At 68.4% G+C, this 19789-nt stretch carries 21 protein-coding genes and 1 pseudogene; 15 read left to right on the top strand and 7 right to left on the bottom strand.

Features of this window, described 5'->3' with window-relative positions:
• Positions 1-312: 312 nt before the first annotated feature.
• Complete coding sequence (locus tag AMYAL_RS0139920) at positions 313-663, bottom strand: MmcQ/YjbR family DNA-binding protein (RefSeq protein WP_020636910.1); 351 nt, start codon at positions 661-663, stop codon at positions 313-315.
• A complete protein-coding gene (locus AMYAL_RS0139915; RefSeq protein ID WP_020636909.1) occupies positions 647-1354 on the bottom strand; it encodes a hypothetical protein in 708 nt (235 codons plus the stop codon). Before AMYAL_RS0139915 ends, AMYAL_RS0139920 begins: the two co-directional genes overlap by 17 nt.
• 187 nt (positions 1355-1541) lie before the next feature.
• Between AMYAL_RS0139915 and AMYAL_RS0139910 the strand changes: the two genes are divergently transcribed.
• The 8 genes from AMYAL_RS0139910 (at position 1542) to AMYAL_RS0139875 (ending at position 10940) form a co-directional block, all read left to right on the top strand.
• Positions 1542-3008 (top strand): NB-ARC domain-containing protein, encoded by a 1467-nt coding sequence (locus tag AMYAL_RS0139910; protein ID WP_026467830.1) that lies wholly within the window; start codon positions 1542-1544, stop codon positions 3006-3008.
• Positions 3009-3095: 87 nt separating this feature from the next.
• Positions 3096-4664, top strand: a complete 1569-nt coding sequence (locus tag AMYAL_RS0139905) for a carbamoyltransferase C-terminal domain-containing protein (RefSeq protein ID WP_020636907.1) — start codon at positions 3096-3098, stop codon at positions 4662-4664.
• A 101-nt stretch (positions 4665-4765) separates the two neighbouring features.
• The gene (locus tag AMYAL_RS0139900; RefSeq protein WP_020636906.1) at positions 4766-5923 is read left to right on the top strand and encodes an NAD(P)/FAD-dependent oxidoreductase; all 1158 of its coding nucleotides are present in this window, start codon (positions 4766-4768) and stop codon (positions 5921-5923) included.
• Positions 5920-7173: an ATP-grasp domain-containing protein gene (locus AMYAL_RS0139895; protein ID WP_020636905.1), complete on the top strand. Its 1254-nt coding sequence runs from the start codon at positions 5920-5922 to the stop codon at positions 7171-7173. Before AMYAL_RS0139900 ends, AMYAL_RS0139895 begins: the two co-directional genes overlap by 4 nt.
• Before the next feature lie 12 nt (positions 7174-7185).
• Positions 7186-7998 (top strand): dimethylargininase, encoded by an 813-nt coding sequence (gene ddaH, locus AMYAL_RS0139890; protein WP_026467829.1) that lies wholly within the window; start codon positions 7186-7188, stop codon positions 7996-7998.
• Between the two features lie 10 nt (positions 7999-8008).
• Complete coding sequence (locus AMYAL_RS0139885; protein ID WP_020636903.1) at positions 8009-9430, top strand: cation:proton antiporter domain-containing protein; 1422 nt, start codon at positions 8009-8011, stop codon at positions 9428-9430.
• A 6-nt stretch (positions 9431-9436) separates the two neighbouring features.
• On the top strand, positions 9437-10450 hold the full coding sequence (locus AMYAL_RS0139880) for a TauD/TfdA family dioxygenase (RefSeq protein ID WP_020636902.1): 1014 nt from the start codon (positions 9437-9439) through the stop codon (positions 10448-10450).
• 127 nt (positions 10451-10577) lie between these two features.
• Complete coding sequence (locus AMYAL_RS0139875) at positions 10578-10940, top strand: hypothetical protein (protein WP_020636901.1); 363 nt, start codon at positions 10578-10580, stop codon at positions 10938-10940.
• Positions 10941-10950: 10 nt separating this feature from the next.
• On the opposite strand, the gene AMYAL_RS0139870 is transcribed toward AMYAL_RS0139875, so the two are convergent.
• Positions 10951-11802 (bottom strand): universal stress protein, encoded by an 852-nt coding sequence (locus tag AMYAL_RS0139870; protein ID WP_026467827.1) that lies wholly within the window; start codon positions 11800-11802, stop codon positions 10951-10953.
• Between the two features lie 200 nt (positions 11803-12002).
• Here AMYAL_RS0139870 and AMYAL_RS0139865 point away from each other — a divergent pair, with 200 nt between their 5' ends.
• Entirely contained in the window at positions 12003-12296 is a 294-nt protein-coding gene (locus AMYAL_RS0139865; RefSeq protein WP_020636899.1) for an STAS domain-containing protein, read from the top strand.
• A 4-nt stretch (positions 12297-12300) separates the two neighbouring features.
• Here AMYAL_RS0139865 and AMYAL_RS0139860 read toward each other — a convergent pair whose 3' ends face one another.
• Complete coding sequence (locus AMYAL_RS0139860; RefSeq protein WP_026467826.1) at positions 12301-13536, bottom strand: PucR family transcriptional regulator; 1236 nt, start codon at positions 13534-13536, stop codon at positions 12301-12303.
• A 22-nt stretch (positions 13537-13558) separates the two neighbouring features.
• A complete protein-coding gene (locus AMYAL_RS0139855) occupies positions 13559-13906 on the bottom strand; it encodes an STAS domain-containing protein (RefSeq protein ID WP_020636897.1) in 348 nt (115 codons plus the stop codon).
• A gap of 243 nt (positions 13907-14149) precedes the next feature.
• Here AMYAL_RS0139855 and AMYAL_RS0139850 point away from each other — a divergent pair, with 243 nt between their 5' ends.
• Positions 14150-14815, top strand: a complete 666-nt coding sequence (locus AMYAL_RS0139850; protein ID WP_020636896.1) for a DNA alkylation repair protein — start codon at positions 14150-14152, stop codon at positions 14813-14815.
• Here the strand turns inward: AMYAL_RS0139850 and AMYAL_RS47410 are convergent.
• Positions 14787-15189: pseudogene (locus tag AMYAL_RS47410) on the bottom strand (nuclear transport factor 2 family protein). The gene AMYAL_RS0139850 and the pseudogene AMYAL_RS47410 overlap by 29 nt on opposite strands.
• Positions 15190-15313: 124 nt before the next feature.
• Here AMYAL_RS47410 and AMYAL_RS0139840 point away from each other — a divergent pair.
• Both AMYAL_RS0139840 and AMYAL_RS0139835 read left to right on the top strand, forming a co-directional pair.
• Complete coding sequence (locus AMYAL_RS0139840) at positions 15314-15883, top strand: PadR family transcriptional regulator (protein WP_020636894.1); 570 nt, start codon at positions 15314-15316, stop codon at positions 15881-15883.
• 5 nt (positions 15884-15888) lie between these two features.
• A complete protein-coding gene (locus AMYAL_RS0139835; protein ID WP_020636893.1) occupies positions 15889-16311 on the top strand; it encodes a VOC family protein in 423 nt (140 codons plus the stop codon).
• A gap of 5 nt (positions 16312-16316) precedes the next feature.
• On the opposite strand, the gene AMYAL_RS0139830 is transcribed toward AMYAL_RS0139835, so the two are convergent.
• A complete protein-coding gene (locus AMYAL_RS0139830; RefSeq protein WP_020636892.1) occupies positions 16317-18170 on the bottom strand; it encodes a glycoside hydrolase family 5 protein in 1854 nt (617 codons plus the stop codon).
• Positions 18171-18242: 72 nt separating this feature from the next.
• On the opposite strand from AMYAL_RS0139830, the gene AMYAL_RS0139825 reads away from it, so the two are divergent.
• From AMYAL_RS0139825 to AMYAL_RS0139815, 3 genes are all read left to right on the top strand, one after another.
• The gene (locus tag AMYAL_RS0139825; RefSeq protein ID WP_020636891.1) at positions 18243-18803 is read left to right on the top strand and encodes a cysteine hydrolase family protein; all 561 of its coding nucleotides are present in this window, start codon (positions 18243-18245) and stop codon (positions 18801-18803) included.
• Positions 18804-18892: 89 nt separating this feature from the next.
• Positions 18893-19348: an aldo/keto reductase gene (locus tag AMYAL_RS47405; RefSeq protein WP_039796089.1), complete on the top strand. Its 456-nt coding sequence runs from the start codon at positions 18893-18895 to the stop codon at positions 19346-19348.
• A complete protein-coding gene (locus AMYAL_RS0139815; protein WP_020636889.1) occupies positions 19348-19782 on the top strand; it encodes a VOC family protein in 435 nt (144 codons plus the stop codon). The genes AMYAL_RS47405 and AMYAL_RS0139815 overlap by 1 nt, the downstream gene beginning before the upstream one ends.
• Positions 19783-19789 lie beyond the last annotated feature (7 nt).

The following is a 19789-nucleotide window of genomic DNA, read 5'->3' as shown; positions in this document are numbered from 1 at the left end:
GTACATGAAGGCCCCCTTCACTGCGCCAGGCGCAAGGAAGGGGGCCTTCACGTACCTGGGCCTCGGCACTCGCGTGATCAGAGCCGGAACTCGCGTGTTTGAAGGCGTAACTCGCGTGATCAGAGGCCGCACACCCGAGTGCGGCCTCCAGTCACGCGAGATCCGGCCCCAAGCACGCGAGTTACGTCCTCGATCACGTGGCGGCGGGGTGTGGTTTGTCGTGAACGGGCCGTTTCTATCGCTTGAAAGGCAATTCACGGGACCGAAAAGGGCAGCTGACGGGGCCGAATGGCGCACGCCGAAAGGAGTAACTCAGTGCGGGTTCTTTTCCAGGTATTCCGCCCAGACCTTCTTCGGCACGCACATTCGCCACGAGTCGACGATCAGCTCTCGTAACTCCTCGTAATCGAGCGCGGACAGCCGGGCGCGAGCCCACTGATAGCGCATATCGGACGGAATCGGCATCATGAACTTGTCCGGCTCGCCCGCCACCAGCGCTTCCCGCTCTTCTTTGGGATAGCCGAATCCCATCTCGGTTTCGTCGGGCGAGAGTGAAAGGAACACGATTCGCCCCACGCGGAACTTCGGCCGGTCCCGGACCAGCGCCTCATAGGCGCGGGGCAGCTCCGAAGTGATCCGCCTGACGTCATCCCCGGTTGCCATTTTTCCACCATTCTCCGCTGTCTGTTCCCCAGTCACCCTTGGCGCCCATGGTGAAGGCGACGTAAAGGTATTCGTCGAGGACCTTCGCCAGTGACACGGGCCTGCCCACGAGGGCAGGGATCTTCTCCCCGTCGGCACCCGCCTCCGCGATCACCGCGGCGGCCCACTCGCGGCCGAGCCGCAGATGCTCGCCGAACGCGGCGCCGTCGCGGGCGCCGTGGAGGGTGGCCGCGATGGCGGCATCCCACGGCATGATCGTGTTGGGCCGCAACGCATACAGGGCTTTGGCTGCGGCGGTCGGGCCCAGCGTGCGCCTCGTCCGTCCAGCTGAGACGACGACGGCCGAGAGGTCCGCGTACGCCTTCGCGGTCGCGTCGATGCCCGCGTCCGTCAGGTGGACGAGGTCGACAGTGGGCAGTCCGGCGCCCCAGGTCTCCCACCAGGTCTTGATCCCGTCGTCGAACGGGGCGGGCTCACCCTCGCGCGGGTACCGGATGCGGCAGCCCCACGAGTTCAGCCAGCGCAGAAGAATGGTGCGATGTGCGGCCTGTGACAGGTCGATCGCGGAGAGCCCGTTTTCATCGGACGTGGCCGCCAGAAGGCGGAGCCATGAGGTGTCGGCATTCGCGAAGCCGTTGAACACTTCGGCGGCGCGCCGCAGTTCGGCGAGCGGGGGCAGGGGGCCAGACATGGGCGCACCCTATCCGGTGCCACCAAGGGGGTGAATTTCCGCGTCCAACTATTGGACTTTGTACATTGAGTCACCTATTTGTATCTGCTGCATGGTTCATTGGTCCTTTAGGGTTGTGGCCAGGAAGGCCACGAGGATGGCGGTTACGCAGTGCGATCGCGTTACCCCATCCAGGGGAGGAGAAGGCATGGGCAGACCCGAGCGACCGTTGGACGGCTCCACTGGTCCGATCGCCGCATTCGCTCATGATCTGCGCGTTTTGAGGAACCGGGCGGGAAACCCGAGTTACCGGGAACTCGCGAGGACGGCGCTGTTCGCACCTTCCGTGCTGTCCAGCGCGGCCAGCGGCCACCGGCTGCCCACCCTCGCCGTGACACTGGCGTTCGTCTCCGCGTGCGGGGGAGACCGGGCAGCGTGGGAGCGGCGCTGGCGGAGTGTCGCCGGGCAAACAGGGGGCGGCGTCGAGGTCCGCGAGGAACGCGCGCCCACGCCGGCGCAGGCCGAGATACCGGCGGACGGCGCGCACGCGCTCGCATCCGGCGTCATCCATCTCGCCCGTCCGGCCCAGCTGCCCATGGGATCGAGGACTTTCGTGGGCCGGGAAAAGGATTTGACCGACGCCGCCGAGATGATCGGGGCGACCGGTCAGGTCAAAGCGCCGCTGCTCGTCAGTGGTCCGATCGGTGTGGGTAAAACGGCCTTCGCGCTGAGGCTCGCCGAAGAGGTGGCGGCGGACTTCCCGGACGGGCAGCTCTACGCCGATCTGAGCAACAGCGGCACCGGCGGCCGGTCGGCCAACGGGATCGTGCGTGGCTTCCTGCGCGCGCTCGGCGTGCCGGCGCATCTCGTGCCCGACGATCCGATGCAGCGGATCGGGCTGTACCGGTCCCTGCTGGCGGAACGCCGGTTGTTCGTACTCCTGGCGGGTGTCAACGACGAGGGACAGGTGCGGCCGCTGCTGGGCCAGGCCCCGCACAGCCAGGTCGTGGTGACCAGCCGCGCCCGGCTGCTCGGGCTGGAGGACACGAACCGTATCGAGTTGAACACGTTCTCCCGTAAGGAATCGCTGGCGTTGATCGGCCGGATCGCCGGTCCGGGCCGGGTGCGGGCGGAGCACGACGCCACCGATTCGATCGCCGAACTCTGCGGTGATCTCCCGCTGGCGGTCAACATCGTCGGCCGCAAGATCGCCGCGCGCCCGGAATGGGCGATCGCGTACACGGCGGGGCGGCTCGCCGATCGTGAACGGCTCATGGACAGCCTCAGCGTGGGTGACGTCAACGTCCGTGACCGGTTCACGGCGGCGTACGAACAGCTGTCGCCCGCCGGACGGGAGGCGATCCACCACTTCGGGCAGAGCGGGGCGGGCTGGACGACGTCGATCGGTGTCGCGGCGGCGATGGGCATCATGATCGAGACCGCCGACGAGCTCCTCGAGTCCGTCGTGGACGCGGGACTTCTCCAGCGCGCCAACGTCGCGGGCCGCTATGCGGTGTCCCGTTTGGTCAGCGCGTTCGCCGCCGAGCGGCAACGGGAGCCGAACCCGCTCGCCGCCGCCGTCCCGATGGTCGGCCGCCGGGCACGGAAGAACGCGTTCGAATCGCTGCGCCACGAGGCTGTGCGCACCCTGCCGGGCGGCTCGTCGGAAGGTTGATTGTTCGAGCCGCGCGGCGCTTCCGGTCAACGGGCCGCGCGGCTTGAATGAATCGACGAATGAAGGCGAGCGAAATTCGGTGACACAATGCTGATTCTGTCGATGAAAGAGGGCCACGATGGCGGGATCGTGGCCATCGAGGACGGCAAGCTGCTGTTCGCGCTGGAGTCGGAAAAGGACAACTACCCGCGCTACGACCGGATCACCGGCGAGCTGATGGCGCGCGCTGCGGGCATGCTCGACAAGCAGCCCGACGTGGTCGCGCTCGGTGGCTGGGTCAAGGGCGAGTTCTCGGTGGAACCCCCTTCCCGCACCGGATACTTCGGTGTCGGCGAAGGCGCGATCTCCGACGAAGCGGGCAAGTTCTTCGGCAAGGACGTGCGCTACTTCTCCTCCACCCACGAGCGCTCGCATATCTACACCTCCCTCGGGATGGCCCCGGCCGCCCCCGGCCAGGCGTACTACTCCCTGGTGTGGGAAGGGAACATCGGGGACTTCTACCGGATCGACGAACGCGGTGAGGCCACCCACCTGAAGCATGTGCTGGCCGACCCCGGCGCGAAGTACGCGTATCTTTTCGCGCTGGCGGACCCTGGTTTCCCGCTCGGCAAGGGGAAGTTCCGGTTCAACGACGCCGGCAAGCAGATGGCGCTGACCGGATTCGCCGAACCGGGTCCGCTCACCCCGGACGAGCAGAAGACCATCGACTTCATCCTCGACCGCGACGGCATCATCCTCGGTCTGTCCAAAGAGGAGATGTCCTGGTCCCATCTGTACAACGCGGGCGTCTGGTCACAGGAATACCGCAACGCCGCGGCGAAGCATTCGCAGGCGATCTTCAACCGGTTCCACGACTACGCGGAGAAGAACCTGACCGAAGGCCTGCCGCTGCTGATCTCCGGCGGTTGCGGCCTGAACTGCGACTGGAACCGGTTGTGGCGCGAGAGCGGCCTGTTCTCGTCGGTGTTCGTGCCGCCGTGCCCCAACGACAGCGGTTCCGCGCTGGGCACCGCCATCGACGCGCAATGGTTCTACACCGGACAGGCGACCATCGATTGGGACGTCTACGCGGGAGAGGGCTTCGTCGAAGACGTCATCCCGGACCCGGCCAAGTACGAGACCCGGCCGCTCGTGGCGAGCGAGGTCGCGAAGTACATCAAGGACGGCAACATCATCGGCTGGGCGCGCGGCCGGTACGAGATGGGCCCGCGGGCGCTGGGCAACCGGTCGATCCTGGCCGCGCCGTTCACCGTGGACACCACCGTGCGGCTCAACAAGATCAAGCGCCGTGAGGAATACCGGCCGATCGCCCCGATCGCGCTGGAGTCCGACGCCCCGAAGTGGTTCGTCGGCTCGGTGCAGGACCCGTACATGCTGTACTTCAACCACGTCACTTCCGACGAGCTGAAGGCCATCACGCACGTCGACGGGACAGCGCGCACCCAGACGGTGACGCGGGAACGCAACGCAGGCATCACCGACCTGCTCGAGGCGTTCCGCGAGCAGACCGGGTTCAGCGTGCTGTGCAACACCTCGCTGAACAACAACGGCCGCGGTTTCCTCAACCGCACCAGTGATCTCATCGAGTACGGGGAGACGTACGGCCTCGACGGCTACGTCATCAACGACACGTTCGTGACCCCGCGCTCTTCCTGATTCCTCGCCCGACGGGGGCTGAACCCGGATGTCACGCGACCGGTCGTGGCATCCGGGGACCCCGTGCTGCCCGATCGAAGTTCCGCCGGAGGGGGAAGGCCATGCGAGTCGTGTTCGCGGGCGGCGGTGTCATCTCGCTGCTGACCGCCGTCGAGTGTGTGTCCGCCGGGCACGAAGTGGTGCTCGCCGACCAGTCGGACATCCCGTTCACCGGTGCCACCTCGTTCGATCGTCATCGCGTGCTGCGTGCGCTGCACCCCGGTGACCTCGCCACCACGGCGGCCGCCGTCGGCGCGCATCACGCGTGGATCGAGATCGAGCATCTGCTGTCCACCGCTTTCTACGAACAATCCGGCGCGCTCACCGCGATCCCGGCGGCCGAGGCGACGGCCGCGCGGGACCTGCTGAACGCGGCCGGATCCAAGGCGGAGGTGTTCGGAGCGGGCGAGCTAGCCGCCGAGTTCCCGCACGCCGGATTCGTTCCAGGGACCGGCGCCGTCTTCGAGTCGCACGCCGGGGTCCTGCTCGCCGATCGGGTACTGACGGCTTGCGCCGGGTGGCTGCGGTGGAACGCCGGCGCGGAACTGCGCCCGCACCGCAAGGTGATCGGAGTCGACGCCGACCGGGCCGAGGTCCGGCTGGCCGACGGCGGGATCCTGCGGGGCGACGCGGTCCTGCTGGCGGCGGGCCCGTGGTCGCGTGAACTGCTGGCCCCCGCGCTGGCGCGGGAACTCGTGCTGCACCGGCAGACGATGCTGTACTGCGACGTCCCGCCCGCCGACGCCGGCGCGTGGGCGGCGACACCGGCGATCACCTCGCTCGGCTCCGACGGCGGCGCGTGGCTGGTGCCGCCGGTCGCCGGGACGCCGTTGAAGCTCAGCGCCGCGAGCGCCTGCCGGGTCGTCGACGAGGTCGGCGGCGCCGTCTCGCCCCCGTGGTGGCGTGAGCACCTGATCGACACGTTCAGCGAGCTGATCCCCGGCTTCCGCCGGGACTGGCTGATCGACACCCGTGACTGCCACTATCTCGCCCGGCGCTCCACCCTCGGCCCGCTGCTCGCCGTCCTCGGCGACCGGGTCCTGTCCTACGCGGCGTGCGGCGGCTCGTCCTTCAAGTTCGCCCCGCTGATCGCCCGGTCCCTGGCCGCGCGCCTGACCGGCGCCGACCCGGTCCCGACCGGGCTCGAACCGCTCGACCGGCCGCTCGTGCGCGCGTCCGGTGTCCATCCGCTCCGTCCTGCCCTACGAGGTGTGTCGTGAAACTGCTCGCGCTGGAAGCCAGCCAGAACTCCTACTACTACCTGCCCCGGTACCAGCAGATCGAGGACTTCGGCGGGGTGCTGTACGTGCTCAACGGGATCGGGACCGAGGATCTCTGGCCGTCGGATCGCTACCGGATCGCCGGCAGCAACCACATCGACGACCTGATCCGGCACGCGAAGGCCTGGCACGCGGAGGAGTCCTTCGAAGGCGTGCTCACCTTCTCGGAGTCAGGCGTCGTCCTGGTCGCCGCCGTGGCCGAGGCGCTAGGCCTGCCCGGTATCGGCGTGGACGCGGCGCGGACGAGCCGGAACAAGCTGATCATGCGGCAGGCGCACGAAAAGGGCGGGGCGGCGCATCCGGACTTCCGGTTCGTCGAAGACCTCGACGCGGCGTTGCAGGCGGCCGGGGACTTCGGCTACCCGGTGATCCTGAAGCCGACGCTCGGCGCGGCCAGCAACTTCGTTTTCCGCGTCGACGACGAGGAGAAGATGCGAGAGCGCTACGCACAGGCGCGCGAGGGCATCGACAGGATGACCTGGTACAACATGGAGGCCGAGGGGCTGGACCTCGGTCCGCACGGCCTGCTCGTCGAGTCCTTTCTGGACGGTCACGAACATCTCATCGAGGCACTCGCCTGGGACGACGAGGTCTACCTGGGGTCCATTGTGGACAGGGTCACCTCGGAAGGCGAGACCTTCGACGACGACGTGCACCACGCGCCCACGTCGCTCACCCCCGAGCAGGTGGCCGAGGTGCACGCCGTGGTGACCGCCGGCGTGCGGGCGCAAGGACTCACCCGCGGCGCGTTGCACGCCGAGGTCCGGTTCCACCAGGGCAAACCGTTCCTGCTGGAGATCGCCGTCCGCCCCGGCGGCGGGGGACTCGACCACATGGCACGGCTTTCGGCAGGCTACGACCCGATCCGGGGACTCATGGACGTTTCCCGCGGCGTGCGGCCGGACGTCCGCCACTTCAGCCCGACCGGTCTGCACACCGCCGCGATGTGCCTGATCTGCCCCGGCGGGGTCATCGCCTCGATCGACGTGCCGCCGGCGGTGAACGAGTCGGAAGCCTTGTACTACCTCAAGATCTTCGCGAAGCCGGGCGACTTGATCAAGCGCCCGCCGCTCGGCAACAACATCTTCGGCGGCATCGGCGCGCTCGGCGCGTCCTTCGACGAAGCCATGCGCAACGCGAACGACCTGGCCGGGAAGATCGAGGTCAAACTCAGCGAAACCCAGAAATAGCGTGGAGGAAGCGTGTCACGGACAGCCACTCAACGGCATTACCTGATGGTCAGACCGACGTACTTCGACGTCGAGTACTCGATCAATCCCTGGATGGACCCGAAGAAACCGACGTACACCGAGCTGGCCGTCGCCCAGTGGGAGTGGCTGCACGATCTCTACGTCGATCTCGGACATCGCGTCGACCTCCTCGAACCGGTGCCCGGCCTGCCCGACATGGTGTTCGCGGCCAACGGCGCCACCGTGGTCAACGGGCAGGTCCTCGTCGCGCGGTTCCACCACACGCAGCGCGCCGGTGAATCCGACGCGTATCTGGAGTGGTTCCGGGCCAACGGGTACCGCTACGTCCGGCAGGCGCAGTGGGTCAACGAGGGGGAAGGCGACTACCTCGTCGCCGGGAAGCGGATCCTCGCCGGCACCGGATTCCGCACGAATCCCGAAGCGCACAACGAATCCCGCGAGTTCTTCGGCTGTTCCGTCGTCGGCCTGACGTTGATAAACCCGCGCTACTATCACCTCGACACCGCGCTCGCCGTGCTGGACGACGACACGGTCATGTATTACCCGGAGGCGTTCTCGGAAGACAGCCGCCGGGTGCTCAAGGAGATGTACCCCGACGCGATCTTGGCCTCGGAACGCGACGCCGCTGTCTTCGGGCTCAACGCCGTGTCGGACGGCAAGCACGTCGTGCTCCCGCAGGCGGCCACCGGGCTGACCGCACAGTTGCGGGAACACGGTTTCGAACCCATCGGTGCCGACTTGTCCGAATTACTGAAGGCAGGCGGCAGCGTCAAATGCTGCACGCTGGAATTGCGTGCCGGGTAAGGAGAACTCGATGGAGTCAGCTGTGCGGGAGCGGACCGGGCGCGCCACGGTGCGCCGGGTCCTCGTCGGGGCGGTACTGATCGCGGTACCCGTGGTGGTCGTCGTGGTGGTGCTCGGTCTGGGCTCGGCCTACGAACCGGTCTCGGGCACGGCGGCCAAGGCGGCGAGCAGCGGCCCCGACACTTACGCGCGCCTGCTGGTCGCGCTCCCGGTGGTCCTGGGCGCCTGCTACCTGGCAGGCGTGCTGGCCCGGCGGCTCGGCCAGCCCCCGGTGATCGGCGAGATCGTCGCGGGCATCCTGCTGGGGCCGTCGCTGTTCGGGATCGTCTGGCCCGGCGCGTTCGGCTGGCTGTTCCCCAGCGGGGTGGTCTCGGCGATCAACATCCTGTCGCAGCTGGGCCTGATCTTCTTCATGTACCTGGTCGGTTCCGAGATCGACGTCGACGCGGTGCGGAGGCGCGGATTCACCGCGGTGACGGTCAGCCAGGTCAGCATCGCGCTGCCGATGGTCTCCGGCATCGTGCTCGCCCTCGGCATGTACCCGGCCTTCGGCGGTGACGTCAGCTTCCTCGCGTTCGGGCTGTTCATCGCGGTGTCCATGAGCGTGACGGCGTTCCCGGTACTGGCGAGGATCCTGACCGACCGCGGCATCTCGAAGACCCCGCTGGGCGCGCTCGCGCTCACGTGCGCCGCCGTCGACGACGTCGCCGCGTGGTGCCTGCTGGCCGTCGTGGTCGCCGTGAGTCAGGGCGGTGCGCCGTCGGAGGTGTTCCTGACCGTCGGGCTCACCCTGGCCTTCGTCCTGGTGATGATCTATGTCGTCCGGCCGCTGCTGGCCAAGGTGCTCGCCAGGGCGCCGGAGCCAGCGGTCCTGGCGATCCTGCTCGGCGGGATCATGCTGTCGGCCCTGGCCACCAACGAGATCGGCATCCACGCACTGTTCGGCGCCTTCCTGTTCGGCGTGATCGCGCCGAGGCAGGACCCGGTCGTCGCCCGCGCCGCCGGGAAGCTCGGCAGCGTCACCCTCACCCTGCTGCTGCCGCTGTTCTTCGCCTACACCGGTCTGCACACCGAGTTCAGCCTGCTCGGCTCCGGATCGATGTGGCTGTGGACCCTGGCCGTCACGGCGGTGGCGGTGTTCGGGAAATGGGCGGGCAGTACCACGGCGGCCCGGCTGACCGGCGTCGGCTGGCGCGAATCGCTGTCGCTCGGGGCGCTGATGAACTGCCGCGGGCTGACCGAACTGGTCGTGCTCAACGTCGGTCTCCAGCTGAAGGTGATCAGCCCGGCGGTGTTCGCGATGCTCGTGATCATGACGCTGGTCTCGACGATCGCCACCGCCCCCGCGCTCACCCTGATCGCCAAGTTCGGGAAGAAGTCCGAAAAGGACTCGGAGAAGACCGCCGGTCCAGCGGCGGCGGAAAGTAGATAGGACACCATGACCAGCAAGGAAGAAACCCTAGTCGGCACCTTCGCCGAGGTCGTGCTCACCGACGAGGTCCGGGACGTCATCGGCGGCGAGCTGCGATCCTTCCCGGACCCCGTCGGCGACATCGACCGTTCGCTGGCGATGCTCCGGGTCGCTTTCTCGAGGCTGCCCGTCGACCAGCTGCAGACGATCCTGGACTTCGGCAGGCACGTCGACACCCCCGGCGTCGCGCTCGTGCGCAACCTGCCGGTGGACCCGGAGCTGCCGGAGACCCCGATCGACGGGGAACCCAGCAAGGACAAGAAGACCTTCGTCGCCGAGACCGTCCTTTTGGGACTGAGCCAGCTGCTCGGCGAGCCCGTCGGTTTCACCACCGAGAAGAGCGGGCGGCTGGTGCACGACGTCGTCCCGGTGTCGGCGGGCGCGCGGAGCCAGACCAACCAGAGTTCGCACGTGTTCCTGAACTTCCACAACGACATCGTGCATGACGAACTCGGCCGGTACGACGTGTCCAATCCGGACTTCCTGGTGCTGAACTGTGTCCGCCAGGACGGGAACAAGGAGGCCGTCACCTACTACGCCGACGGCCGCGACATCTCCGCCGCCCTGGACCCGGAGGTGCTCGACGTCCTGCGCCGCCCGCTGTTCCGGCTCAACGCGCCCGGCAGCTACGTGCGTGACGTGGCCAAGGGCGCCGACGTGCTGTCCGACCTCGTACCGGTCATCTCCGGGCCGTCGGACTCGCCGGAGGTGGCGGTCTCGGCCAACGGCGTGGTGGGGGAGACCGTCGAGGCCGAGCAGGCGCTGGAGGAACTGCAGCGGGTCTGCCGCGAGGTCGCGCACCAGGTCAAGCTGGAGCCGGGGACGGCGCTGCTGATCAACAACCGGAAGGGCCTGCACGCGCGGTCGCAGTTCTTCGCGCGGCACAACGGGCGCGACCGGTGGCTGCAGCGTACCTACATCCGGCGCAGCCTGTGGACGATCCGGTACCGGGGCACGGCGGAGGACCGGCGGGTGCACTGAGCCCCAGCGGTCCGTGAAGGCCTCCTTGAGGGACTCTGAATCCCTCAAGGAGGCCTTCACGGACTTGCCACCTGGATCCGGGGTGGCGAAGTTGGTTTCGTGGGTTGCGGTGGGGGTACTTCAGGGCATGATGAGACCCAAGTCGGAGGAGCCGTCGTACCTGCTGGCCGCGCAGGCGGGAAGCGTGGTGCGTCGGCTGTGCCGCCGGATGCGAGCAGGCGAGCAGCCCTCGCCTGCCGACCTCTGCCGGACCATCGGCGCGTTGCAGCAGCTCGCCGACGACCTCGCCCATGTCCTGCCCGGCGTGCAAGGGCAGCTCGAAGAGAGCCTCCTGGCAGGCCGGATCGGCGCGGGTGATTCGGCGGGTGAGGCCTGGAGCAAGGTCGCCGACGTCGGCGAAGCGCTCGCCGCGGCCCGCGCGAGCGCACTGGTGATGGCCACGGAACTGCGCGCTTCGCAGCGGATGCTCGGCGAACTCGCTTCTTCGTGAGGCGCCGACGTCAGCCCGTCGGCTGAGCCCGGACCACCGCCACCGGGCAGTGTGCGTGGTGCAGCGCGTCGTCGCTGATCGAGCCCAGCAGCAGACGCCGGAGATCACCGTGATCGCTCCGGCCGAGCACCAGCAGCGCGGCTTCGCTGGATTCCACGGTCAAGGCCTGCGCGGCGGGCCCGAACCCGTGCACCGTCTCCACGGTGACTTCCGGATAGCGCTCCTGCCACGGCTTGAGCTGCCGGGCGACGAGCTCGTCAGCGACCTCCTGGGGGAGACCGGGCGACGGATCCAGCACCGGCCCGCCGAGCAGAGGTTCGCTCGCGGGACCCCAGATCGGCATCCGCGCCACGTGGACCGCGTGCAGGGTGAGCCCGTGACGCGCCGCGAAATCGAACGCGAAACCTGCCGCCGGCGCGCTCTGCTCCGAGCCGTCGGTACCGAGGATCACCGGTCCGTCCGGAGGCGGCTCTTCCCCGCGGACGACCACGACCGGACATTCGGCGGTCTTGGTCACACCGGATTCCGTCGAGCCGAGGACGGCCCTGGTGAACACGCCGGTATGGGATTCGCCGAGCACGATCATCGCCGCGTCCGTCTCGTCGGCGACCGCGGTCAGGACCTGCTCCGGAGTGCCGTCGCGGACGACCGCGAGGACGTCGAGATCGGGGTCGGAGCGCTTCAGCGCTTCCACCATCGAAGCCAGCTGTGACTCCCTGGCCGCTTCATCGGCGTACGCGAGCACCAGGCCGAGGCCGCGCGTTTTCGCTTCGGCGACCGCCCAGCGGACGGCGCGACCGGCCTCCGGCGATCCGTCGAAACCGGTCACGACCGGCCCAGGACCGGTTCGGGCAGCGGACAAGGGACATCACCTCCGACCCGCCGGTGATACCCGCTTTCCGGGGACTTCAAGCGCCTGCCGGTTTCGCCGGACCCGGTATCGGGGTACTTCCACATATGAGTTCCCTGTCGACGCCCCGCGCGCTTGACAAGAAGCGCGCCTTCTCGATGCTCTCCGGATCGCGGGCAAGCGGAGAACCACGGGGACGTCTTCGACTGCATGTGAGCAGGCCGACCAAGGGGACCACCGTCGTCAAGGCGAACGGTGAGGTCGACCTCGGTACCGGGCCCCGGTTGTGGGACATGCTGAACCAGCGGCTCCAGGGCCACGGCGCCACTTTGATCGTCAACCTGTCCGAGCTCGATTTCTTCGGCACGACGGGAATCCGGGTCCTCGAACGGGCGCAGTTGCTCGCCGACGACACGGGAACGCTCTTGTTCGTCTTCCCCGGCGAGTGCCGTTCCGCGAGGCGGATGCTCGACCTCCATGACGGCGAAGGCCTTCACACGCTGTGACGCGTCACAGGGGGCGGCGGGCCGAGAGAGCCGCGTTCAGCAAGGCGATGTGTTCGAGCCGGGTCGGGTCCAGCTCGGTGAGCTCGGCGATCCGGCGCAGCCGGTAGTCGACGGTGTTGGGATGGACGTGCAGGGCGGCGGCGGTCTGCCGTCGTCCGCCACGGCGGAGAAAGGTCTCCAGGGTCTGCAGGAGTTCTTCGTTGCCTTCCAGCGGTGCCAGCCGGGTGGCCAGCCGGTCGAGGGCGGGGCCGGGGCGCGAAAGCTGGTATTCGAGCAGGACGTCGTCGAGCCGGTACAGCCCTGGTGGCCGTCCGGACCCGGCGGCGACCGCGAGTACGTCCTGCGCGAGCTTCGCCGCGGCGGGCACACCGGACGGTTCGGCCGCCGCGGTCCCGGCGATGACCTCCGCGCCCGCCGTGCGGGCGACGTCGGCGAGCACTCGTTCCAGCCGTGACCAGTCGCGTGTGGACAGTTCCCCGGCCGCGGTTTCGTTCGGCAGCAGGGCGATGCCGCCCTCAGGGGTGAGCGAGGTGAGGACCGTGCCCCGGATCTGCCGTTCCAGTTCGACCCGCAGCCGCCGGAGCTTCCGGCGCCCGGCGATCAGCGGGTCGACCCCGTTGGCCTCCTCGTCCGGATGTGCCCCGACCGACGCCGCGAGGACGATGTAGCACGGTGGCAGGCGCAGGCCTGCCTGTCCCGCGGCGACGTCCGCGGGATCGCCGTCGAGCAGGGCGGAAAGCACCGTGTGCCGCGCCGAACGCTCGTCGTCGAACATCGTCTGGCGTTCGTCGAGGTAGCCCGCGCCGACCGCGGGGGTGACCACCTCGAGGTAGCGCAGGGTCAGCGCGTTGACGGCCAGGACGTCGGTGACCTCCTCCGGCCGCGCGTCCGTCGTCACCGACGCCCAGACCACCTGGATGCCGATGTGGTACGCGGTGAGCACGATGTCGATCGGGATGCCCTCTTCCGCGCGCCGGGCGGCCGATTCGCGGAGGAAGTCGAGCTCCTCCCGCGTCGGCGTCGCCCCGGTGCGCAGGGTGTCGATGAACGACCGGAGGTTCTGCTCGATCACGTCGGTGATGTCGCCGCTGAGCTCCTCGGCGGGTAACAGGCCGTACTCCGGGATCCGGGAGACGATCTCGGCCAGGACCGTATTCGTGAGCGACGGCAGGACTTCGGTCAGCCGTTCCGCCAATGGACGTCCGCCGACGCGGAACCCCGGATCCTCATCACCCGTCACAACCGCCCATCATGACAGCTGATCAGCGGGCGAGCGCGTCCCGCGCCGAGTCGAGGGTCGGGTGCACGGTGAAAACGGCGTCGAGGCCGAGCAGTGACATCGGGCGCAGCAGGGCTCGCTCCCTGGTGACCAGGATGAACGGGACACCGGCCTCCTCTGCCTGCGAGCAGATCTGGACGAGAGCGGTGAAACCGGACGAATCGCAGAAGCTGACCGCGGACAGGTCCGCGATCAGCGCCGCCGGGCTGAACCGGAGTTCCTCTTCCAGCGTCCGTCTCAGGCCCGCCGAGACGGCGAGATCGATTTCGCCGGACACCGTGACCACGGTGTCGCCGGCGGAGGTGGTGACCGAGGTGTCGAGCGAGGACACGAATCTCCGCGCCGGAGGGGGCGGAGAGGAAGCGGGAGCGCGGTAGTCGGTCAAGGTGACTCCTAGCCGGTGCGGGGGACCGGCAGCTGCCCGGTGGACATGCCGGACCCAGGAGAAGGGGATCCAGCGGCTGGTTACTGAACCGCGACCGGGCAACCGTAGCAGCCTGACGGCCCGTCCTGCCGGTTGAGCGTCGTCCGGCTCGTAGGCTGGACGTCACAAGCGGTGGACGGGAGGCCGAGGGTGACCGGAGCGACGACGGCCGGGGTGCTGGCCGAACTGGCCGCGCTCGAGGATCCGCGCGCACGCCAGGTGAACGAGAAACACGGTGACGACCACGGCGTGAATCTCGGCAAGCTGCGCGCGCTCGCGAAGCGGCTGAAAACCCAGCAGGAGCTCGCGCTGGAGCTTTGGGAAACGGGCGACACCGCGGCGAGACTGCTCGCGCTCCTGATCTGCCGTCCGAAGGCGTTCGAGTACGGCGACCTGGACCGCATGATGCGCGAGGCGCGCACCCCGAAGGTGCACGACTGGCTCGTGAACTACGTGGTCAAGAAGAATCCGCACGCCGAGGAGCTGCGCCTGGCCTGGTCCGGCGATCCGGATCCCGTGGTCGCGAGCGCGGGCTGGGCGCTGACCACCGAACGGGTGGCGAAGACGCCCGAGGGCCTGGACCTCGCCGGATTGCTCGACGTCATCGAGGCGGAGATGAAGGCCGCGCCGGATCGGCTGCAGTGGGCGATGAACCATTGCCTGGCGCAGGTCGGCATCGACCACGCGGAGCACCGCGGCCGGGCGATCGGCATCGGGGAGCGCCTGGAGGTGCTCAAGGACTACCCGACGCCGCCGAACTGCACGTCGCCGTTCGCGCCTGTCTGGATCACCGAGATGGTGCGGCGGCACGCGTAGCGTCCGCCTTGATGGCCTCGAACTGGGCGCCCATGCGCCCCGCGAGGGCCTCCGCCGCCCGCAACGGCCGGACCATCACCTTGAAGTCGGTGATCTTGCCGTCGGCGTCGAAGGTCAGGAGGTCGCAGCCGTTGATCTCCAGCCCGTCCACCGTCGCTTCGAACTCGTATCACGTGGTGTGCGCCGTCGTGGATCTCGCGGACGTAGCGGAAGTCCTCGAACACGCGCAGGACCCCGCGCAGGATCGCCGCGGTGATGGCTTTTCCTTGGTAGGGCTTGAAAGCCACCGGGCTGGTGAAGACCACGTCGTCGGCGAGCATCGCCTCGATCGCGGCGGCGTCCTTCGCTTCGACTGCCTGACGGAACGTGGGCATGACGATCTCCTCATAGTCAATTTGTTGAGTAGATGTCGCCGAGCCTAGGTGAACGCCGGACCGCTGTCCATCGAAGTGACTAATCAACTTTGCGACTGATCCGGTCGTTGACTACCATCACGCCATGGCGTTGCGGAACGCGATCCTCGCGATGCTCATGGACGGTGAATCCTCGGGCTACGACCTGGCGAAGAGCTTCAACGCGTCGGTCGCCAACTTCTGGACCGCGACACCCCAGCAGCTCTACCGGGAGCTGGACAAGATGGAGTCGCAGGGTTTGGTGGCGGCCCGTGTCGTCGAACAGGAGCGGCGGCCGAACAAGCGGCTCTTCTCCTTGACCGACGCCGGCGCGACCGAACTCGCTGAGTTCACCACGCGGGCACCGAAGCCGACGGCGATCCGCGACGAACTGCTGGTGCAGGTCCAGGCCGTCGAGGCAGGTGACGACGAGCGGATCCGGCTCGCCGTCGCGGACAGGCTGGCCGTGGCCGAAACGAAGCTCAAACGGTTCGAACGCCTCCGTGACCGTATGCTCGGTGGGTCAGCCGAGGTGGAGTTCCTCGCGACCGCGCCCAGGGTCGGCCCGTATCTGACCCTCGCCCGCGGGATCGCGTTCGAACAGGAGAACATCCGGTGGTGTGAACAGGTTCTCGCGGTGCTCGACCGGCGCGGGACCGCGGGTTCGGGGAGGTGACCGGCTTGGCCGAGCGGCCCAAGGGCCCGGTGTTTCGCCAGGTGGTGCTGGACTGTACCGACGCTCGTGTCCTGGCGGAGTTCTACCGGCGTTTGCTGGTGTGGGACTACCGCCCCGGCGACGAACCGCCTCGGCCCGGTGCCGAGGACAAGGACTGGCTGGTGCTGAGAAACCCGGACGGCGGGGCGCAGCTCGCCTTCCAGCAGGTCGACAGGCTGCCGGAAGCGAGCTGGCCCGACCCTGCGCCGATACCCCAGCAGCTGCACCTGGACCTGACCGTGGACTCGGTCGAAGAGCTCGAAGCGCAGCACGGCCGAGTCCTCGAATTAGGCGGAAGGCTCAGGTACGACCGCAGCGAAGACCCGGACGAACCGCTGCGCGTCTACGCGGATCCGGCAGGGCATCCGTTCTGCGTCTTCGTCGTCTGAAGGTTTCAGGCGCGGCAGAGCAACGCGTCGGGAGTGCGGTTCGAGCCGACGCGGCCGGTGTACGCGACACCGGCGACGTATTCGCCCGGCGCGCATTGGCCCTTGTAGTGGCCCGACGCGAAGTCGCCGCCGGGAGCCCCGGACGGCCGGTTGTCGCCGCGGTCGAACCAGACCGTCCGGCCGGTGCGGCCCAGCGGAGTCGCGGACCGGCCGCACAGCAAGGCGGAGAACGCCGAGCCGGTGACGCTGTAGCCGACCGCCGCGTGATCGGGCGGGCATTGCGCCTTGGTGTAGCCGGACGCCCAGTCGGTGTCCACAAAGGTCTCATCGCGAACGACGGCGTACCCCGCCGGAACGGCGAGCGTGCCGGTGCACAGACCCCGGTTGCCGGTATGGGAAAGGCCGGCGAGCCGCTGACCGTCGGGGCAGGATCCCTTGCGGGCGCCTGGATTCCAGTCCGCCATCGACCGGGCCGCGCGGGAGGCCTGGAAGTCGGCGTAGTCGAGATTGAGCATCGACCAGCGCTCGGTCACCGGGATCCGGCCGGTACGGGACGGCGCGTTCACCAGCCGTCGCCAGGCCGGGCCGCGCCAGTCCGTGCCGTCGAGCACGTCGACGCGACGGCCCGCGGTGTCCCACGACAGCAAGGACCATCCGTTGCCCCCGCCGCCGTCGTGAAAACCGACCGCGGGCCAATAGGCGAAATCGGTGTCGGTCTCGGCGAGATAGCCGACGAAGTTCTCGAACCACGCGCGGCTCGCCGCGTCGGTGGTGTGGCTGCCCTCGCCGAATTCGCTGATCCAGAGCGGCGCGGTGTAGTGCTTTCCGGTCTCCGCCGAAACGAAGAACGCTTGCCGGTAAAGGACGTCGCGGAGTTCCTGCGGTGACAGGTCCCGGTAGCGCGGGTCGTGGGTCTCACCGGTGCCTGTCGCGCCGGAGTGGTTCGGACCGGTGTAGCCGTAGAAATGCGCGGCGTAGACCAGTTTCCCGGAATCCACGAGCGTATGCGACAGCGTACGGGCGGGCTCCAGCGTGGGCCTGCCGTGCGGAAGGCCGTCCACGGGCAGGCCGGTCCAGTTGATGCCCTCGACGATGAGCAGGAGATCGGGGTTGGCCTCGGTCAGGATGCGATCGGCCACCCGCTGGCTCGCGCGCTGCCAGTCCGTGCTGTTTCCCCAGCCCCAGTTGGGATCGTCGAGGACGTTGCGGCGGACCTCGTTGTACAGGTCGGCGCCGACCACCCGCTTGTTCGCGGCGTAGCGGCGGGCCATGAACAGCCAGTCGTCCTGCCAGCGTTGCTCGGTCTGCGCGGTGTTCCAGCGCTCGTTGCCGTCGAGACCGCAGCACCAGCGCGAGGTCGTGGTGTGATTGTTGAGGATCACCGCGAACCCGCGAGCGGTCAGCCGCGTGACGACGCGGTCGTAGACCTGCAGCGGGGTCAGTCCACGCAGATCGGGGTTCGCCGGGAGCGCGGGAACCGGTGCGGTGTGGTGGATCATGGCGTTGGAGAAGGGAAGCCGGACGCTGTTCAGGCCCAGCTGGGCCAGTCCGTCGATGACGGTGTCGATCGACACCCGGTCCAGCCCGAGCGGCGTCTGGTAGGCGATCTCACCGGCGTGGTGAGTGGCGGGATCGTTCACGTCGCCCGACCCGGTCCACGTACCGCTCGCGCCGTGCCAGTTGGCGGCCTTCAGTTTGAACCGGTCGCCCGCCGCGTCGACGATGTAACGCCCGCGTGTGCTGAGCGGCGCCACCCAGCCCGACGGGTCCGCCCCGGCGCGGGCGGCGGACGCCGGGGGAGGGGCGACCACGACGCCGACGGTCACCAGCGCCGCGAGCAGCGCACTCTTGATCCTCACCCGCCGGAGGCTAGCCAGTCGCGCGGCCGGTTGTATACGGACGATCGGGTTCACTGTTGGTAGCTTCGCGTCATGACCACCGCGTTGATCATCGGTGACCTCCAGCGGGGGATCACCGGTAATTATCCGTTCGCCAAGCAAGTCCTGCCGCCGCTCACGGCACTGCTTCCCCGCGCCCGCGCGGCCGGTGCGCTCGTCGTGTTCGTGCACTTCGCGCTGCGGGGCAACGGGGCCGACCTGCCGCGGGGGAACGCCCTGTTCAAGACGTTCCACGAGGCCGGGGACACCTTCCACGAGGGTTCGGCCGGAACCGGGATCGAGCTGCCGGTCGCCGAAGAGGACGTGGTGGTGCTGAAACGCCGTGCGAGCGCGTTCGCGGGCACGGATCTCGACCTGGTGCTCCGCGCGCGGGGCGTCGACACCGTCGCGATCGCCGGGGTCGCGACCAGCGCGATGGTGGCCGCGACGGCCTACGACGCGGCCGACCGCGGCTACCACGTGACCGTGCTGCGCGACGGTTGCGCCGACGGCGATCCGGAGATGCACGACTTCTTCGTGGACAAGGTCTTTCCGAGCCGGGGGTTCGAGGTCGTGACCTGCGAGGAGCCCGCTGCCACCTTCACCACGAGGTGACTCTGGACTCGGGCGCCGTTACTCAGGAGATCTTTCGCGCGACTTGTGGCACCGTGCACAGCGAGCTGATCAAGGGGAGTGGGGAGGCCATGCTGACCACGTTGGTCCGGGAGACCGACGTCGACGTGATCATGCAATCCGGCCGTCACACGTTGCTCGACCACAGCGCGCTCGACGCGTTCCTGCCCGCGTGCCGGGAACGCGGTGTCTCGGTGATCGCGGCGTCGATCTTCAACTCCGGGCTGCTCGCCGTGCCGCGGCCGGTCGCGGGAGCGCATTTCGACTACGAGGCCGCGACACCGGAGGTCGTGGAGCGGGCGAACAAGATCGCCGACGTGTGCGAGGCGCACGGTGTGACGCTTCCTCAGGCGGCCATGGCCTTCCCGCTCCGGTATCCGGCCGTCGCCGGAATCGTGGTGGGGATGCGGTCCGCCGAAGAGGTGCGGCGCAACGTAGAGTCCTTCGCCGCGCAGGTACCCGCACAGGTCTGGAGCGATTTACCCGCCGCAGGCTTGATCCGTTCGACAATGACCAAGGAGGATTGATGGCGTCGGTAAAACAGGTACAGATCACTTTCGATTGCGCGAAACCCGAGCGTGTCGCCCGTTTCTGGTGCGAGGTGCTGGGATACGTCGTGCCGCCGCCACCGGCGGGATTCGCCACTTGGGACGATTACACCCGCACGCTGCCGCCGGAAAAGCAGGACGCGAGTTTCGTCTGCAGCGATCCCGCCGGAGAAGGGCCGCGGCTGTACTTCCAGCGTGTCCCCGAAGGCAAGGTCGCCAAGAACCGGGTGCATCTCGACGTTCGTGTCGGCACCGGGCTCGTGGGAGAGGAGCGTCTCGCCGTGCTCCAGGCCGAGTGCGCCCGGCTGGTCGCGCTCGGCGCGGTCCGCGATCAAGTTCTGCTCGCCGACGAGGAAAACGAGTCGTGCATCAATATGCGGGACATCGAAGGCAACGAATTCTGTCTCGACTGACCACGTC

The organism is Amycolatopsis alba DSM 44262, from assembly GCF_000384215.1.
Taxonomy (GTDB): Bacteria; Actinomycetota; Actinomycetes; order Mycobacteriales; family Pseudonocardiaceae; genus Amycolatopsis; species Amycolatopsis alba.
Note: the sequence above shows the minus strand (reverse complement) of the source record. Positions and strands in the feature narration are given on the sequence as shown.

Coding starts and splice junctions, on each gene's coding strand:
- AMYAL_RS0139840 (WP_020636894.1), top strand. CDS start 15,314: ATGGCGTTGCGGAACGCGATCCTCGCGATGCTCATGGACGGTGAATCC.
- AMYAL_RS0139885 (WP_020636903.1), top strand. CDS start 8,009: ATGGAGTCAGCTGTGCGGGAGCGGACCGGGCGCGCCACGGTGCGCCGG.
- AMYAL_RS0139915 (WP_020636909.1), bottom strand. CDS start 1,354: ATGTCTGGCCCCCTGCCCCCGCTCGCCGAACTGCGGCGCGCCGCCGAA.
- AMYAL_RS0139875 (WP_020636901.1), top strand. CDS start 10,578: ATGATGAGACCCAAGTCGGAGGAGCCGTCGTACCTGCTGGCCGCGCAG.
- AMYAL_RS0139825 (WP_020636891.1), top strand. CDS start 18,243: ATGACCACCGCGTTGATCATCGGTGACCTCCAGCGGGGGATCACCGGT.
- AMYAL_RS0139900 (WP_020636906.1), top strand. CDS start 4,766: ATGCGAGTCGTGTTCGCGGGCGGCGGTGTCATCTCGCTGCTGACCGCC.
- AMYAL_RS0139910 (WP_026467830.1), top strand. CDS start 1,542: ATGGGCAGACCCGAGCGACCGTTGGACGGCTCCACTGGTCCGATCGCC.
- AMYAL_RS0139905 (WP_020636907.1), top strand. CDS start 3,096: ATGCTGATTCTGTCGATGAAAGAGGGCCACGATGGCGGGATCGTGGCC.
- AMYAL_RS47405 (WP_039796089.1), top strand. CDS start 18,893: ATGCTGACCACGTTGGTCCGGGAGACCGACGTCGACGTGATCATGCAA.
- AMYAL_RS0139815 (WP_020636889.1), top strand. CDS start 19,348: ATGGCGTCGGTAAAACAGGTACAGATCACTTTCGATTGCGCGAAACCC.
- AMYAL_RS0139880 (WP_020636902.1), top strand. CDS start 9,437: ATGACCAGCAAGGAAGAAACCCTAGTCGGCACCTTCGCCGAGGTCGTG.
- AMYAL_RS0139920 (WP_020636910.1), bottom strand. CDS start 663: ATGGCAACCGGGGATGACGTCAGGCGGATCACTTCGGAGCTGCCCCGC.